Genomic DNA, 16,468 nt, shown 5'->3' on the forward strand with positions numbered 1-16,468 from the left:
CTGCTGGATGAAAATTCAGTGGCAGGTCAAGCCGCCGCGAGCGAGCGCTTCCTGCTATTGCTCAAAGCTAAGATCGGGATGGCCAAGGCTTTGGCCAATCTACCCAAAAAAGATTTGCGTGTGTCGAAGACAGACGTTGATCGAGCTTTACGAGTCCGGATCAACTCGATAGCCTTCGAACAGATCTTGCCTTGATCCGAAAAGAGAGGCCGTACTCTTGGTAGTAGAGTACGGCCAAGTGGGAGGGAGCTTGGTGAACACTCCGCCGGGAACTTAGAGAAACAATCAGCGCCACGGGCGCATTGGTCATTCAGTCAGTGATCGAGTGTCGAGTTTAGAGTGAATAGGGCTGCAGCTCAGCTTTGATCGTCACCCATTGCCATTGAGTGAACTCTTCCCAGTTAGCGATACCGCCGATCGATGTGCCATTGCCCGATGTGCCGGAGCCGCCGAAGGGATTGACCACATCGTCGTTGATCGTCTGATCATTGATGTGTAGCAAACCCGTTCGTAATTGCTCGCCAATTGCCATTGCCCTGCCGATGTTGCGCGAGATGATCACAGCAGAGAGCCCATATTCGGTATCATTCGCCATTTGCCCGGCCTGTACATCCGTCTCAAATGGGACAAGCACCGCGACCGGAGCGAAGAGCTCGTCACGATAGGCCGGATTGGTGGGTGAGATCTCCGCCAGCACGGAGGGCTGAAGAAACAGGCCCTCCGCCTTGCCTCCCGTTAGCAGCCGAGCTCCCTCGGTGACGGAGCGGTCAATCAGGGTTAGTGCATGATTTAGCTGATGCTGATTGATCATCGGACCGAGGGCAACGGAAGGGTCGAGAGGGTTGCCAACTTTCAAAGTCTTCGCATATCTGACGAGCGCATCGCTGAAAGCGTCGAAGATGTTTCTCTGCACGAGAATGCGTCCAGCGCTCATGCAAACTTGTCCTTGATGAAAGAACGCCGAAAAGGCGGCGGCACGAACGGCGGTATCCAGATCTGCGTCGTCTAGGATGATAAGTGAGTTCTTGCCGCCAAGTTCGAGGGACACCTTCTTGAGATGCTGTCCAGCCACCTGTCCGACCATTCGCCCCGCCCTGCTCGACCCGGTAAATTGGATCATCGCCACATTGGGGTCCTTGCACAGAGCCTCACCAGCATCCTCTCGACCGGGCAGCACCTGAAGAACGCCTTTCGGCACACCCGCCAATTCGAAGAGGCGCGCAATAACGAAGCCACCACAAATAGCAGTCCGCAGATCCGGCTTGACTACCACCGCGTTTCCGACGGCCAGGGCCGGCGCAATGGCGCGCTCGGCAAGGTAGAGCGGGAAATTGAAGGGTGATATCACGCCGATCACCCCGAGTGGGCGTCGCCGCACGAAGCTGATGCGCCCTCCCGGGCTTGGAAGCACGTTCCCTTGAGCTTGCGAGGGCATCGCAGCCGCAAGCCGGATTGCTTTGAGCGTACCTGCGAGCTCGATCTCAGCCTTCAAGCGGACCGCGCCGCTCTCTCGCATGATCCAGGTGACGATGTCATCCCTATAACGCTCGCCGACTTCGCACGCCTTTAGAAGTATGTTTTCGCGTGCATCTGGCGCCGTCGCGGCCCACGAGACCTGCGCCTGCCGTGCATTCGCAGAAGCGCTCCCAATGTCGACCGCGCTTGCAAGACCAACCTTACCAATCACCGCACCGGTCGCAGGTTCGACTGCCTCAAAGGCGGATTTGCTAGATGACCATTCGCCCGTGAAGAATTGCCCAGTCAGCACCGAGCCTGCCACGATGTTGTCGCTAACCATTTCTTTCATTCTCCAAAATGTCCCGGGTCAATTGGCGTCGAGCACGCTCGACTGCTTCTCAAGAGCCCTCACCTGAACGGCGGGGGCGGATTGTCCAGGTGCACTTCAGCGCAGCATGATAGGGACAGCCAGCCCATGCCTGATCCTCGGCATGACGTCCGATAAAGTAGGATGGAAACTGTTCATCAAGGACATTGATCCGATTACGCAGCTTCTTCCTGTTTTCCGCCGGCATACTGCTCCTTTGTTCCATGTAGCTGATCCGCGGATCAGGAAGGAGCGTCTTTGCAATCCAGGCCACGCAGCCCAACGATCGCGGTATGAGTACTTGAGCCAAGGGATGCGCCGGCGGAATGCCATGCGCCTTCAGCGTCGAAGGCAGCGCCATTGATCGCAACATCTGGTGACCCAACCACCGCAAGCCTGGCGGAAAATAGCGATAGCTGAACTGATCGAAGAGCGCGTTGACGATCAGATTCCCTCTCTCGGTCACTGATCGCTCCCTGCTTTCGAAATCCCGGCAAAATGCAACGAGACCGTCCCAGTCCTTAGGATACCCGTGTAAAGGTACGCCACCTTCGGCGACGAATAGCTTTGCCATCTCACCCCAAAACTTGTGAGCTGCTATTTTTGCTTCTCGTTGAAGCCCTTCAATCCCATCGCCTTGAATGCCAGATCCATGGCGATCGCCGTGAAGGCAAGCGTGTAGATCTAATCTTCGTGATCAGAAAAATCGCCCGGGTACTGTTTGGCATAATGGGCGTGGAGCTTGTTGATGTTTTCGACGGATTTGATGGTGCGATCGTCCTGAGGACCGTAATACCACCAGGTTGTGTTGTTGATTCCGGTCTGTTCGGCGCGATGAGTGGCTCTATAAAGAAGCTTTCCGCCATCCTCGCGCCAAACGGCCCGAGCGCCCCACTCAGTCACTACGAAGTTGGGAAATGTGAAACAATACGAAAAATTCTGTATGAAATCCGTCAGGCCGTAACAGCTGGATAGCCGCCAAATTTCAGCATAATCGACGTGCGGATCGAGTTGCTCGATCCTCCTGTTGATCCACTTGTAGCCCTTCTTCATGATCGTTACTCCGCCATTCCATGACTTCGCGGCTTGGCGCGGAGCTCGGCTTGTACAAAGAGCCGCATCGCATACGCAGGGAGTCGACCGGCGTTTCCCCAATGCGCGCAACCAGTAGCGCAGACACGAACTTCAAACTGATTTTGCAAAGGCGATTGAGCACCTAGGCGGCGCTCTTGCAAAATGCGGTGCCGCGACAACTCGTGCCGGGGCCCTGCGCAAGCTGCGGGAGGAGCTTGCCGGCGGCTGTGCATCGACTTGAGTGAGAAAAATCGAAAGCGCGCGGAAACAGGCGACCAATCGGGACGTCGCTCGAAATGAGCTACTCGGTCAAGCGAACCAAATGTTGGCTGATCCTTAAGACCAGCACACACAATCCGGACGCTCCGACTTGAGCCTGACGGAGCCTTCGACTGCTCGAACAGGCGGACTAAGCCCATCGGACGGATCCTCCTATATGTCAGTTTTGACTTATAGTAAGAATACATCAGGTTATCGCATATGGCAATCCTTACATATTACCTGCCGGTGGACCAACCTTATGTTTTTCTGTTTCTGCTCAGCAAAGCGGAATTCCCGAATGCGGGGCGGCGAGGTGTGTACCGCGCTCGCCGATTGCCTGATTGAAAGGTATGAACGCGAAGAATTCGCCGTGGCAACCGCCGAGCAGTAGCGGCAAACAAGAAGGTAGGAAGAAGTTACCACGATTGCCCTATCGAACCTTAGTCGGCATCGACGTGATCACGGATGGCGCGATGGCCGCCTAGGCGATGAGACTTCCCTGGCGATGCGGTCACTTTATTCGGCGAAAGGATCGTAGACTTCGCACTTCATGCGAGCTTAGACGGAGGTGCCTCCGTCGATGTTCTTGCGCAGCTCCGAGGAAAGAACGTCCGGACTTGTGTTGAACGTTAATATCTGACTTAACGATGCGACCAGCGAGTGTCGTCGCGAAAACCGAACAACGAAATGGTCAAACATCAGATTAATGCTCACACCTTTGGTCAACTCGAAGAACCGAGACTGACATCCGAGATGTTGTTGTCGATAGCAAAGCTCGCAACCCTGCTCCAATTCGAACCATGCCGTCTCCGGAGCCGGCGGATCATTATCAGCTGAATGCCGCCCTCTCGGCAAAAGCGATCATGGCGACTGCGCCTTATGTGCATGTCGCGGAAAGGGTCGTGATTGTGCCTGACGCAATCACCCTATTCGGCGTAACAGCGGCGAGAGAGCGTCCCCGCGAGAACGTATTGGCGGAGAGGCCTCTTTGAGCCCGGCCCCTATACCTCTTTCGACATCTCTCGCTCGCACCGGTGCCAGGCACCTGGGGAATTTGCCAAAGGGGTTGCGTCGAATTGGATAAAAGCGAATGAGAACTTGGCTGCTCGCAGAAACTAGATCGGCATCTCAACGTCTTTCAGCATTTCGAATCCGCGCGTAGCGTTGGCTCTCGTCAGGCTCCGGCAAGCCAAGAGATCTGCCTACTGGTTTAGCTGCGGCAACGGCTGGATAGCGGATGTGGCTCTCTGTGATGCAGCAATGAAGCAGCAGAGAGCAATGAGATCGACGGCCGCTGCCGCCGACCCGAGACCAAGATAGCCAGTCGTCTGGACCAATGTCCCGCCCAGGAGCGGTCCAATCATGTTGCCGACCAACATGGCTGGGGTCGCAGCAACCGCGCGCCCGGTGAGATCAAGGCGCGCGAGATGCCCGAAGACAAAAGTATGCGTGAACAACATTATGAACGGGAAAACGACCGCTCCGACCGCATACGGCAAGAAACCGCTAGAGCAAGAGATTAGGACAGCTACCGCTCCCTGCAGCAGGGTTCCAGTCATCGCGACCCGCATCGGCGGAAGCCGCTTTTGGAGAAACGCGGCGAGCAGGGTCGGTGTCATAGCCACCAGACCTAACGTGACCAGAACGCTTTGGATCTGGACAGGCGACAGTCCGCGATCGGTGCCCATCGGTTGTAGGAAACTGAATATCATTGCCTGGACGAGCGACATCAGGACGATTCCAGTGATAATGAACCACACAGGGCGTGTGAATCCAGCGGCATCCCTGACGAGGTCTTCGCTGATGGAAGCAGAGGGAAAGAAGAAAGTCGCTATTGCGGCTGCCACGGCCGTAACTGCGGCAAAGACCTCAAAGATGGCTGGTGGACCGAATTTCGTGATGAGAGTCGCCGATGCGCCGAGCAATATTACCGCGAAGACTCCAAGCGTTAACCCCCCCATTGCAAAGACACGATGTGGGTTATCCGTGCGACTCCTGTCGCCAATCCAGCGACGAAGTGGCCAACTGCCAGAATGCTAAATTCGGTGAAGCCGGCCATCACATAGAAGGTCCCGGCACTGATGCCGAAGCCCAGCGTCGGCATCCAGCGCCCCGGAGCGCGATGGAAGAATGGCGATAGTGTAACGCTTGCAAAGACCATGGCTCCTAGAAAGAGGGTCGGAAGCGCCCCCGCTCGCGCCGGTGAAAACGCATATTCCGAGATCAGAACACCGACCCAAATCGGAAGTGCGGGCTGGTCTATCATCCCAGCCATGTGCCCTGTCACTAATGAAATCTTTGACCCCAACGAGTTAATCTGCGCCATTTTTTCCTCCCGTATGATAGTCGGCCCTCGTGAATTGCAGCTCCGCACCGATGCAGGCATGATGAAGGCATCCGACAGCTATGGAGAGCCGCGACGCTCGCTCCCCACTGCCATCGAAACTCTTGAGCTGCCGGCGCGCGCCTCACAGAGTGCTTTGCTATCCATCGAGAGCATCATGGATGAGAGCTCTAGACGGGACGATTGCCCGTTGCTTCAACTAGCCATCGCGGCCAATTACCAATGGCATCTGCACAAAGCGCAGCTGCTTGCGAAAATGGCTTCACCGTTGATCAGCAATTGAGGATACCCAGCACCGGTCAGAGCGTTTGGTGCAGAGTTCGGACGTCATTCCGAACAGGTCAGGTGCGTCCACCCCCGAGCGGCAATTCACGGCCTTCCTCCATATGTCATTTATTACTTACTGGCTAGCAGGCATGAACATATATGTCAAATCTGACGTATGGATGCGCGTGGCCGGCAACTATGCAGAACCGCAAAGAGCGCCAGATTTGAAGCTTGGGGCTTTTGTTGTGCCCACGAGAATACGCCGATTGGGACGGCTGATGTCGTCGCATTCGACAACGTCTGGCAGGAGAGCAGACCTGATAAGAAGGTCTACGACATTGCTAGCAGTGGTCTTGTTCTCGACCATACCCATGTTGCGCCGTGCGCTTTCATAAGCACGGTCGGAAACGCACGTCCGAGCCACGTCGACTGTAGCTGGGCCGAGTTCGACGCGTCACCGGCATTCTGAGACGAGACCAATGTGCCACGCTCCTGATCAATTCAGTGGCGCTGCGCTTTCGATAGCCGTGGACGCTACGGGAGAGACATTCAGGACGATGATGTGGCGAGCTTTTTTAACGTCGTTCTGGTGCTCGGTCTCGCGATCGATTGTTTGATTCTCCTAAGGACCATCACTCGGTAGCTCGACAGCTACGGCGGTGACATCATTTCACGACGCTCGTGGATTGTGAAAGCGCGGTGAACGTCGTGCGACGCTGCCGGCAATCGCCGATCGTCGTGCACCGGATCGCCAAGCCCGAAGAGCTCTACGGTCGGATCCGGTGCAGGGAAAGGCATCACGAACTCCCGGTACAAACCGGCGCGGAGCGTGGCGGTTACCAAGCAGGACGCCAAAGGCCTTGTGGCATCGCGCTCGGGCTTCCCTATGGTGAGCTGGCCCTGGCGAGCCTGCTGGGCTCCTCCTGGCGCGAAGAAGAGTCCTTTAGTGGGGCTTCTACACGGAACCAGGCGATGTAAAGCGCCGGCAAGAAAAAGAGAGTCAGGAAGGTCGCAGCCATGATGCCACCGATCATCGATAGCGCCATAGGACCCCAGAAGACCTGCGGCGCGATCGGAAGCATGCCGAGGCTTGCTGCGGCGGCCGTCAGCAGGATTGGCCGCATGCGATGCTGTGTTGCCAGCACGACTGCCGACCATTGATCGTGACCCTCGTCAAGCATTTCGTCGATCTGCGCCATCAAGATAATCGAATTGCGAATGATGATCCCGATAAGGGCTAACGTACCGAGAATCGCGACAAAACCCATCGGTTTTCCGGATACGAGGAGAGCGAACACAACGCCGATCAAGCCGAGGGGAGCCACGCTTACGACAAGGAACAGCTTCGCAAAGCTTTGCAGCTGGACCATAATGAAGAACGCCATCGCAAGCAGCATCACAGGCACGACCGCAACGATTGGACCCTGACCCTTTGAGCTCTCCTCGACGGCGCCTCCGGTTGCGATCTTCATCGACGCCGGCAGGTTCGCGGCGAAGGTCTCGATAGCCGGCGCAAGCTGTTGGACGACAGTTGCCGGTTGCGTGCCATCGTGGATGGTGCCTCGAATCGTGATTGTTGGGACACGGTCGCGTCGCCAAATAATGGGCTGCTCCAGGTCATAGCGAAGTGTTGCGAACGAGAGCAACGGGACCACCTGTCCATTGCCAGTCGGGATCTGCAACGACTGCAGCGTTTCGATTCGGCTGCGTTCGTCGTTTGCGGCGCGCCCAACGATGTTGACCTGATAAATGCTATCGCGCATCTGTGTAATGGACGTCCCGCCGACAAGGCCGTTCAGTATCGAGGCAACATCGACGGAGTCGAGCCCGAGCTGCCTCGCCTTGTCTTGCGCTATTTCGACTTGAACGACCTTGCCTGGCTCGTTCCAATCAAATGTCGGAGGGTCAAGATGCGGGTTGTCGCTCATGATTTTGGCGATCTCCAGTGCCTTGGCGCGCAATTGCTGGATGTCCGGCCCGCTGAGGCGGTATTGCAGCGGACGTCCAACCGGAGGTCCAAGGTCGAGCGGGTGGATGAAGACGTCGATCCCGATGAATTGATCGGCCGCGGTCTTTCGCAATCTGCTTTCGATCCGATTGCGAGCTTCAAGTGACTTGGCTACGACGACCACCTGGCCGAAATAGTTAAAGGCCATCTGCTGGTCGAGTGGCAGATAGAAGCGGATCGCACCTTGCCCAACATAAGAGCTCCAGCTTTCGACGTCAGGATCGGAGGCCAGCCCTTTTTCGAACTGGTCGATCTGCTTCTTGGTCTCAAGGATCGTGCTGCCCTGCGGAAGCGTCAAGTCGACGAGCAGCTCGGACCGGTCTGACGACGGGAAGAACTGCTGCTGCACAAATCCCATACCGACGATTGCCACCGCGAGCAGACCGAGGCTTCCGCCGATTGTGACCCAGCGGAAGCGCATCGCGGCCTCCAGTAGAACGACAAAGTAGCGGGATAGCCGGCCGACACCGATATGGTCGTGATGTTTCATGGTTTTTGGAAGGACCATGACGCCGATCAGTGGAGCGAACAGAACGGCTACCACCCAGCTGGTTAGTAGCGATGCTGCGATTACGAGGAACAGAGTGTAGGTGTATTCGCCAGCCGATGAGCCGTTGAACCCAATCGGGATAAAGCCTGCGACAGTTACCAGGGTTCCGGTTAGCATCGGAAATGCGGTCGAGGTGTAAGCAAAGGTCACTGCGTTATAGAGATTGTCCCCGCGCTCAAGGCGGTGCACCATCATCTCGACTGTTATCATTGCATCATCGACGAGCAGTCCAAGCGCGATGATCAGCGCACCTAGGGAAATGCGCTGCAGCGTTACTCCAAAATACTGCATGATGACGAACACGACCGCCAGCACGAGCGGAATTGAGAACGAGACCACCAGCCCTGCCCTCACTCCAAGACTGATCAGGCTTACCACCAACACGATGGCTATGGCCTCAACGAGCGCTTCGGTGAAGCCGCCGACTGCCTGCTCAACTATCTTCGGCTGATCGGAAACCAGGTGGAGTTCGACGCCTACCGGAAGCGTGGCCAAGATGTCGCGCATCTTTGCTCTCAGCGCCTCACCAAATTGAAGCACATTGCTAGAGGCCATCATCGCGATGCCGAGCCCGATCGCAGGCTTTCCATCGACACGAAATAGCGGATCGGGTGGATCGCGATATCCACGGGTGATGGTCGCGACGTCGCTAAGCGGAAGGAAGCGGTTGTCGATGCGCAGGTTGGTGCTTCGAAGGGCCTCTTCCGAAGCGAATTGACCGCTTACGCGCAGCGAAACTTGTTCTGGGCCCGCTTGTACGACGCCTGACGGCTGCACTGTGTTTTGATTTTGCAGTGTCTTGATGAGCGACTGCATATTAAGACCGAGTGCCGCCAGCTTGCGCGTGGAGATGTCGAGATAGATGACCTCATCTTGTGCTCCGATCACCGTGATCTTGCCGATGCTTGGCACGGTGAGAAGTTCCGAGCGCACCCGCTCGACATAGTCGCGCAATTGCCGTGGGCTGAGTCCGTCGGACGTAAACGCGTAGATGTTGCCGAAGACATCGCCAAATTCGTCGTTGAAGGAGGCTGCGCCTACGCCTGAAGGCAGGGTGTACTGGATGTCCTGAACATGTTTGCGGACCTCATAGAATAGCCACGGCACGTCCTTTGGCTTGGTGGTGTCCTTCAGATTGACCAAAATCGTGGTCTGACCGGGCGTCGTGTAGCTCTTGACGTAGTCGACCGCGCCGATCTGTTTCACCTCCTTTTCAATCCGGTCGGTCACTTGATTGAGCATGTCGTCAACCGTCGCGCCGGGCCATTGTTGCTGGATCACCATAGTCTTGATGGTGAACGGAGGATCTTCCTCGCGACCGAGGCTGCGGTAGGCGAGCAGGCCCGCTATCGCGGACGCTATCATCAGGAACCAAACGAACGAGCGATGCTTTAGGGCCCATTCAGATAGATTGAAGGAGGTCACGACTGATTCTCTTGCAAAAGTTTGACGAGTTGTCCTTCGGAGAGGGAATGCACGCCGGCAGTGATGACGCGATCGCCAATCGACAAGCCGGATGTAACTGCCACGCGGTCTCCCCTGTGGGCGCCGAGCATCACAGGACGTGCTAGAGCCCTCTTGTTTGCTCCCACGATCCAGACGGCGTCCTGACCTTCGATTTTCAAAAGAGCACTAACCGGAATCTCCATTTGGCCCTCCTGTGCAGCCGCGAGGCGGATCGTGGTTCCCAGCCGAAACGCTTCAGGTGGATCTTCGATGGTGAACCGAATGCGCCGAGTTCTGGTCGAGGAGTCCGACTGCGGCGCGATCTCACGGACGACCGCCTTGGCTGCGATGCTATCCTGGACGAGGAGCGATGCCCGAGAGGATGAACCTTCGATGAATTGGCCAATTCGGTCGTCCGGTATGTCGAACACACCGTCGCGAAAAGTTGGGCGAGCGATGGTGACAACCGTCTGGCCTACCGAGACGACCTGGCCGATTTCCGTGGACCAGGAGACGACGACACCGTCATAGCTGCTGTTTAGGGTCGTGTAGCCGAGTTGTTCGGTCGCCTTCTGCAGACTCGCCTCAGCTTGCGTGGCGCGTGATTGGGCGCTCTGCTGGGCTGCTGTTGCCGCATCGAGGTCCGCCTGTGTCCCGCTGCCCGTGCTGAACAGTTTGTGCTTTCGTTCCAGAGTGGCCTCGGCATTGGCAAGGACCGCTCGAGCGTTGGCCAGATCGGCCTGGCTTGAGACGATCGCGAGCTGCGCGACGGTCGAATCAAGGGACCCGAGTCTTTGCCCCTTGGCAACGAGATCTCCCACATTGACGTCGCGCGAGCTCATTCGCCCCATTGTTTGAAAGCCAAGCTCGGCCTGGTACCGAGGCTGCACCGTTCCGGTGAAGGTGTCGATCCTCTACGAGGCCGGTTGCACAACCATGGTGAGCACGGGACGAATGACGGGCGATTCGAGGCTCTTCTCCTCGCACCCGGAAAGCGCCGCGGCGCAGGCGAAAAGTAGCAGCCGCAAGACCGTGGGTGCGGGCGACGTCATGGCTCGGCTCCGTAGGCGACCGCGACAACCTTCCCTGGATACAGCAGTTGTACGCTGGAAGTTACGACACGCTCGCCTTCTTCCAATCCGGCGGCCAACGCGACCGCTCCAGTGAGATATTCCTGCACGACGACCCCGCGAAGCCGGGCCTTGTTCTCGCTATCCAATATCCAGACTGCGGGCTTACCGTTGGCTGCAAACAGCGCGCTCGATGGAATGACAAAGGCAGGCGATAACTCCCAACGGGCTCTACCGACGACGGCCGAACCGAGTGTCAAATCGGCCGGCGCTCGTTCGACCGCGACCTTGAGCGTAACGGTGCCGGTGGCCTGATCCAAAATCGGCGAGATCTCGCGCACAGAGCCGGCAACAGTTACATTCGGCATCGATTGCGAGGTGATGTCGACAGTCCTGTCGTTTGGCGGATTGGTGACAAGAATCTCGGGAACTTGGAATACCGCATCCCGCGGGCCATCCTCGGCAAGGGCGAAAGCCGTCTGTCCGGCCTGCACAACCTGGCCGACTTCGATACTACGTGAGACAATGATGCCGTCCCGTCCTGCCTTCAATTCCGTGTAGGTTAGCCGCTCGCGTGCCGTATTCAGGGCAGCTTGTGCGCTGTTGACCTGCGCCTCATCTGTTCGAAGCGTGGCTAACGCCTGATCGAATCGCTCACGTGTGGTAGAGCCACTGCTAAGCAGAGACTGTTGTCGCTCGAAATTTCGTTGGGCTTCCAGCAACTGCGCATTCGCAGCATTCAGCGCTGCTTCAGCACTGGTAACATCGGTCTGCTGCTCGGTCCGTTCAAGATGCGCGAGAGTTTGACCTGCTTTGACATACTGCCCAACCTCGACGTCGCGACGGACAACTCGTCCACTGGTCTGAAATGCAATGTTCGAAAGGATGCGAGCCTGGATCGTCCCAGTGAGGGGAAGGTCTGGCGTGATGTGTTGCCGGCGGGCGGTGGCGACGGTCACGCGCAACAGCGCCGAAGACTTGTCACCCGCTCGCGCCATCGAGTTCGGGAACGCTGTAAGCACGGTCGCGACGAGCGCGAGCGACGTGCGGAATTGCGCCCTGTTGGCCAGCCGCGGCATTAGGTCCCCTTCTTCGCTGGGCATTTGCAACATGCTGATTTAACTCAAAGTTTCAAGTTGTCTGAGCGCCCCGCCAAAGAACTCCAAGGCGTAATATTCAACAGGCGTTGAATATTTAGTTGCATCGTTCTAAACGTCAAGAGGTCGGAATGGTCGATGGAGGAGGAGGGATGTCTCGAAAAGCCGTGAGAACGCGCGGTCGACCACGGAAGGGCTCAGAACTAGAGGCCGACAACCTTCTCGATGCAGCGCTCGACGCATTTGCCGAGCACGGTTTCGAAAAGGCAAACCTCCGCTCAATCGCTGCTGCCGCGAAAGTTGATGTCGCCCTGATCTCTTACCACTACGGATCAAAACTCGAACTATGGAAGGCCGTAATCGAGTCGTTTTCGGGGGAGGCGATGGCTCTGCTCGCATCCGTGCGATCGGATGGGGCAGAAGTGTCTTCGAGGGAGCGCCTAGAGCTTACGATTGAACAATTGATCAATGTGGGCCAGCGTAAGCCGCAATTTGCGCGATTTGTCATCAACGAGGTTGCCGGGATCGACCAGAGCGAGCGATTTGAGTTCTTTCACAATGCCCTAACTAAGCCACTCCGAGAAACCTTGGTACCCTTGATCGCAGCAGTCAATCGGAGTGGCAACAGCCGGAAAGTCGATCCGAACTTGCGATTCTTTGCCGCCCTCGGCGCGATGTCGATGTCCATGGCTAACCGGCAATTCATCGCGCGATTTGCGCCGGTTGCTAAAGACGACAAGCAATTCCGCAAGGAGCTGATCGCCGTCATTAGCGCAGTGATGTGTCCCGAAAACGCCTAGCAGGCTGCTGAATTAGTAGCCGATCGACGGGCGAAAAAGAGAATGTCGTCGCCGCCTGAGTTTACCAAAAGGAAGTAGGAGGCTGCCCAGCCACGTCGTGATCGCAACGTTTCCACGACACGGCTCACAGCTGCACCGCCAGCAAAGTTTGTGAGGCGGCGGTCGTGACTAGTGTGGGTGCTGACCTGTCACTCAATTGTTATCCAGCGGACGATCAGAGTCTGCGGGGTTTCCGCAACGAACTCGAGGCAAACATATTGAGTGCTATCCCGACATGACTATCGACGGTGTGTCCAGGTGACCTTGTGGTGAGTGCCCGTTCAAGACGAGCAATGAGACGTTCAGCCCGGAGAGTTCCGGCGAGGACAGGTGATCCGTGTTAGGCCCGTTAGGCTGCGCGGATCGCTTCCAGGAATGTGGCGACCTCGGTCTCTAGCCGGTTGCTTTCGCCGGACAGTGACTTCGCGGCGGCGAGCACGTTGAATGACGCCGTTTCGGTCTCGCTGGCGCCCCTCTGTACATCAACGATGCTGGCCGAAACCTGTCGGGTACCATGCGCCGCCTGCTGCACGTTGCGGGAGATTTCGCGCGTTGCCGCGCCCTGCTCCTCAACCGCCGCCGCGATCGTGGAGGCGATTTCTGACATGCGGCCGATGGTGTCTCCGATCGACTTGATCGCGCCGACCGAGTCCTGGGTTGCGCTCTGAATGCCTGTTATCTGCTGACCGATTTCGTCGGTTGCTTTGGCCGTCTGCTCGGCCAGAGCCTTGACCTCCGACGCCACCACCGCGAACCCGCGGCCGGCCTCCCCGGCGCGTGCCGCTTCTATAGTGGCGTTGAGGGCCAATAGGTTGGTTTGGCTTGCGATCTGGCTAATGAGTTCGACTACGTCGCCGATCCGACGGGCCGCCTTGGCGAGTTCGGCGACATGCTCGTTGGTCCGTCCCGCCTGCAGCACCGCTTCGCCAGCAATGCGGGCTGAATCTTGCACTTGGCGACCAATCTCGTCGACGGACGACGACATCTCCTCGGCGGCCGCCGCCACGGTCTGCACGTTGGTCGAAGCTTGTTCGGAGGAGCCAGCCACGGCAGCCGTGATCTGTTTGGATTGCTCGGCCGTGCTAGTCAGCATACCGGCCGACGCTTCCAACGCCGCGGAGGCGGACGAAACGGTCCTGATCACATCGCCGATCATGGCCTCGAATTCGCGCGCAATCTGGTCCAAGCGTTGGCCGCGTTTGAGTTTGCCCTCGGCTTCGCTGGCGGCCGCGGCGTCGGCAGCCTTTTGGGCGACTAGCTTGTCTTTGAAATGCTGTAGCGAGCCGGCAACTTGGCCGACTTCATCATTCCGGCCGGTCGATGGGATCTCGACGTCATGGTTTCCGGCCGCAAGAGTGCCGATCACCTCCGCAAGCTGGCCTAGCGGCGTCACCACGCGTCGGCGCAGCATTATGGTCACGCCAGCGAGCGTACCGAGCAGGGCCAGCACTGCAACTCCTGCAAGCACCAGCATCCCCAGCGCGCCGTCACGGACCGCCGAGGCGCGCTCGGCAGCTTCGGCCAAGGCGGCATCGCGGACGCCGAAGAACATCTGGATAGCGGGCACAATGACCTTGGCCATGTCGGAGGGACTGAGACTGTATTTGCCGTCGCCTCTGGCCGCCGGCATTTCCTTCTCGACGACCGGAATCGCCTTTCCGAAATAGGCTTCGACGGCCGCTTTCATGGCCGTGGCAAGGCGGGGCGGATTGCCGAGCTGGTCGATCGTGCCCTCGATGCGTTCTCGGTCGGCATCTAAGCGGCCCTGCATACGATCCATCAGCGCAAATTCAGCGGGAGTGAGCGGACGCGAGGCGCTCAAGGCCGGCGACAGTGGCGAGGCGTGGCTGCCGGCGGTCACCCGCAAATCCTGCGCGGTTCGCGCCAGGCTCAGCAGCGTTGCAAGTGAAGAATCGGCGCTGACCACCTGCCCCTCCAGCCGATTCAGGATCGGCTCGATCGCGCCGATCATCTCGGCAACAGTGGGAAGGAGTTCTTTGACCACCGCACTATCGCGCGATCCGAGGGATACGCGCACGGCCCGATCGGCCGCCGCATGAACATCCTTGAAACGGCGCCCGGTACGGTCCAGGCTTTGGATCATCGGTTCGCCACCATCAAGGGCCAGCAAACTGTTGCGGGCCAGGTCGAAGGCCGCATCGGCGGCGCTCGACGCCTTGCCCATCGCTTCGATCTGGGTCGGCGTGGCGGGCGTTTCCTGAAAGATCGTGATGTAGGGTGTACGAAGGCCCGCCAGGTGTTGACTGACCATCAGCACCGCGCCGAAAGCCTCGACCATTTTGATGGATTCGGAGCGACTAACGAAGATGCGCGTCTGCGGAAGCAGAACCTCGGCGCCGAGAATAACCGCAAACGTGGTCACCGTCAGCATCGACAGCGCAAAGAGCTTTCCGATTCGCATGCGTACCCCACATTTCGCATAAGTTTCCGAGAACCTATCGCGCTCTCGCTAATTCATCATTAAGTCCGGGACGCATCTTGGTGGCGGTATGCCTATGTATAGAATTGTCGTGTCGTCGATTGCGCCGCATCTCCTTGCCATCGACAGGAAATGGAAGGCGGCGAATCACGGCGTCTCGGGTGTGCGGTGATGCATCCCTCGCTACGGCTTTAACACCAGCTTGCCCATAACTTCCCGGCCATCAAGCATTCGATGCGCTTGCACAGCCTCCCTAAGCGGCAATCGCACCGTCACGGACGGATTGATGGCTCTTGCTTCCACGAGTTTGAAGACCTCTGACGCAATCCGTACGCGCTCTTGAGGAAATGGATCGTAGACGTGAACGCTATAAGCACGCACTGAGATGCTGCGGTCCATGTTCTTGCGCAAGTCCGCGAATAGGTCGGACGATGGAAGTCCCGACAGCGCATTGAACGTGACGATCTGTCCCAAGGGAGCAACGAGCTTGATGTTGTCGCGGAAATCCGGACCGACCAATTGGTCGAACATCAAGTCGACGCCCGTACCTTTGGTGATATCCAAGATCCGGGCACCAACCGCTTCAGAGCTGCTGTCGATCGCATAGCTTGCACCCCGCTCCAAGGCGAACGCTGCCTTGTTCGGGGCCCGGCAGACAGCTATCAGCTGTATCCCAGCAGCGCGGCAAAGATCGATCATGGCGCAGCCGACGCCGCCAGTAGCTCCGTTGATGGAGGCGACCTTTACCCGGCGCAGATCTGCAGCGTCATTCAACATGCCCCATGCGACCTGATAGTCGGGAATTGCGACCGCGCCCTCAATGTCTATGCCTTCAGGCAGCTTCGTGATCTCGTGGACATCGCAGGCGACATATTCGGCGTAACATCGGCGAGAAAACTTCCATGCGAGAACGGGCTGGCCCGGGGAGAAGCCTTCAACACCATCTCCCACCCGCTCAACATAGCCGGTTACACTGATCCCCGGCACCTCCGGATACTCCACGGGCCACGGGTAGCGTCCAGTCCTGACCAGCGCATCGTATTTCCCGACCCCGATGGTGTCGGTCCGAATGAGGACTTGCCCAGCCGCCGGTGTGGGAATTGGCAGATCGATGTATTTGAGGACCTCGGGTCCTCCCGGCTTTTCGACTTGAACAGCTTTCATCATGGCTGCGGGCATGAACACCTCCGTGCGCTGAATTGGTAAGGTCGTATTGGCGCGCTTAACCGCGGGCCGTTGTTGAAAGC

Annotated in this window: 13 protein-coding genes; 3 read left to right on the top strand and 10 right to left on the bottom strand. The window is 57.8% G+C overall.

Annotation, left to right across the window (positions count from 1 at the left end; translation table 11 throughout):
- The first annotated feature begins 18 nt into the window (after positions 1–18).
- Entirely contained in the window at positions 19–195 is a 177-nt protein-coding gene (locus tag XH90_RS34835; RefSeq protein WP_188637392.1) for a hypothetical protein, read from the top strand.
- Between the two features lie 139 nt (positions 196–334).
- On the opposite strand, the gene XH90_RS34840 is transcribed toward XH90_RS34835, so the two are convergent.
- The 5 genes from XH90_RS34840 to XH90_RS34860 form a co-directional block, all read right to left on the bottom strand.
- A complete protein-coding gene (locus tag XH90_RS34840; RefSeq protein ID WP_232995548.1) occupies positions 335–1,807 on the bottom strand; it encodes a benzaldehyde dehydrogenase in 1,473 nt (490 codons plus the stop codon).
- Positions 1,808–1,856: 49 nt separating this feature from the next.
- Positions 1,857–2,291, bottom strand: a complete 435-nt coding sequence (locus XH90_RS34845) for a hypothetical protein (RefSeq protein ID WP_128955137.1) — start codon at positions 2,289–2,291, stop codon at positions 1,857–1,859.
- A 218-nt stretch (positions 2,292–2,509) separates the two neighbouring features.
- Complete coding sequence (locus XH90_RS34850) at positions 2,510–2,878, bottom strand: hypothetical protein (protein ID WP_128930015.1); 369 nt, start codon at positions 2,876–2,878, stop codon at positions 2,510–2,512.
- A gap of 1,484 nt (positions 2,879–4,362) precedes the next feature.
- Entirely contained in the window at positions 4,363–5,085 is a 723-nt protein-coding gene (locus XH90_RS34855) for a hypothetical protein (RefSeq protein ID WP_128930014.1), read from the bottom strand.
- A gap of 23 nt (positions 5,086–5,108) precedes the next feature.
- A complete protein-coding gene (locus XH90_RS34860) occupies positions 5,109–5,486 on the bottom strand; it encodes a hypothetical protein (RefSeq protein ID WP_128930013.1) in 378 nt (125 codons plus the stop codon).
- A 58-nt stretch (positions 5,487–5,544) separates the two neighbouring features.
- Between XH90_RS34860 and XH90_RS34865 the strand changes: the two genes are divergently transcribed.
- Positions 5,545–5,787 (top strand): hypothetical protein, encoded by a 243-nt coding sequence (locus XH90_RS34865; RefSeq protein ID WP_128930012.1) that lies wholly within the window; start codon positions 5,545–5,547, stop codon positions 5,785–5,787.
- Between the two features lie 868 nt (positions 5,788–6,655).
- Here the strand turns inward: XH90_RS34865 and XH90_RS34870 are convergent.
- The 3 genes from XH90_RS34870 to XH90_RS34880 form a co-directional block, all read right to left on the bottom strand.
- The gene (locus XH90_RS34870; RefSeq protein WP_128930011.1) at positions 6,656–9,754 is read right to left on the bottom strand and encodes an efflux RND transporter permease subunit; all 3,099 of its coding nucleotides are present in this window, start codon (positions 9,752–9,754) and stop codon (positions 6,656–6,658) included.
- Positions 9,751–10,626 carry an efflux RND transporter periplasmic adaptor subunit gene (locus XH90_RS34875; RefSeq protein WP_232995547.1) on the bottom strand — a complete coding sequence of 292 codons (876 nt, stop codon included), beginning with the start codon at positions 10,624–10,626 and terminating at the stop codon, positions 9,751–9,753. The genes XH90_RS34870 and XH90_RS34875 overlap by 4 nt, the downstream gene beginning before the upstream one ends.
- Before the next feature lie 197 nt (positions 10,627–10,823).
- Entirely contained in the window at positions 10,824–11,924 is a 1,101-nt protein-coding gene (locus XH90_RS34880; protein ID WP_164935433.1) for an efflux RND transporter periplasmic adaptor subunit, read from the bottom strand.
- A 170-nt stretch (positions 11,925–12,094) separates the two neighbouring features.
- On the opposite strand from XH90_RS34880, the gene XH90_RS34885 reads away from it, so the two are divergent.
- Positions 12,095–12,742 carry a TetR/AcrR family transcriptional regulator gene (locus XH90_RS34885; protein ID WP_164938227.1) on the top strand — a complete coding sequence of 216 codons (648 nt, stop codon included), beginning with the start codon at positions 12,095–12,097 and terminating at the stop codon, positions 12,740–12,742.
- 388 nt (positions 12,743–13,130) lie between these two features.
- On the opposite strand, the gene XH90_RS34890 is transcribed toward XH90_RS34885, so the two are convergent.
- On the bottom strand, positions 13,131–15,203 hold the full coding sequence (locus XH90_RS34890) for a methyl-accepting chemotaxis protein (protein WP_128930007.1): 2,073 nt from the start codon (positions 15,201–15,203) through the stop codon (positions 13,131–13,133).
- A gap of 201 nt (positions 15,204–15,404) precedes the next feature.
- Positions 15,405–16,400 carry a zinc-binding dehydrogenase gene (locus tag XH90_RS34895; protein WP_128930006.1) on the bottom strand — a complete coding sequence of 332 codons (996 nt, stop codon included), beginning with the start codon at positions 16,398–16,400 and terminating at the stop codon, positions 15,405–15,407.
- Positions 16,401–16,468 lie beyond the last annotated feature (68 nt).

It is taken from the genome of Bradyrhizobium sp. CCBAU 53338, assembly GCF_015291665.1.
Classification (GTDB): domain Bacteria; phylum Pseudomonadota; class Alphaproteobacteria; order Rhizobiales; family Xanthobacteraceae; genus Bradyrhizobium.

Bases quoted from the DNA above. Each gene is read 5' to 3' on its own strand.
- XH90_RS34840 (WP_232995548.1), bottom strand. From the start codon at position 1,807: ATGAAAGAAATGGTTAGCGACAACATCGTGGCAGGCTCGGTGCTGACT.
- XH90_RS34850 (WP_128930015.1), bottom strand. From the start codon at position 2,878: ATGAAGAAGGGCTACAAGTGGATCAACAGGAGGATCGAGCAACTCGAT.
- XH90_RS34860 (WP_128930013.1), bottom strand. From the start codon at position 5,486: ATGGCGCAGATTAACTCGTTGGGGTCAAAGATTTCATTAGTGACAGGG.
- XH90_RS34865 (WP_128930012.1), top strand. From the start codon at position 5,545: ATGATGAAGGCATCCGACAGCTATGGAGAGCCGCGACGCTCGCTCCCC.
- XH90_RS34875 (WP_232995547.1), bottom strand. From the start codon at position 10,626: ATGGGGCGAATGAGCTCGCGCGACGTCAATGTGGGAGATCTCGTTGCC.
- XH90_RS34880 (WP_164935433.1), bottom strand. From the start codon at position 11,924: ATGCCGCGGCTGGCCAACAGGGCGCAATTCCGCACGTCGCTCGCGCTC.
- XH90_RS34885 (WP_164938227.1), top strand. From the start codon at position 12,095: ATGTCTCGAAAAGCCGTGAGAACGCGCGGTCGACCACGGAAGGGCTCA.
- XH90_RS34890 (WP_128930007.1), bottom strand. From the start codon at position 15,203: ATGCGAATCGGAAAGCTCTTTGCGCTGTCGATGCTGACGGTGACCACG.
- XH90_RS34895 (WP_128930006.1), bottom strand. From the start codon at position 16,400: ATGCCCGCAGCCATGATGAAAGCTGTTCAAGTCGAAAAGCCGGGAGGA.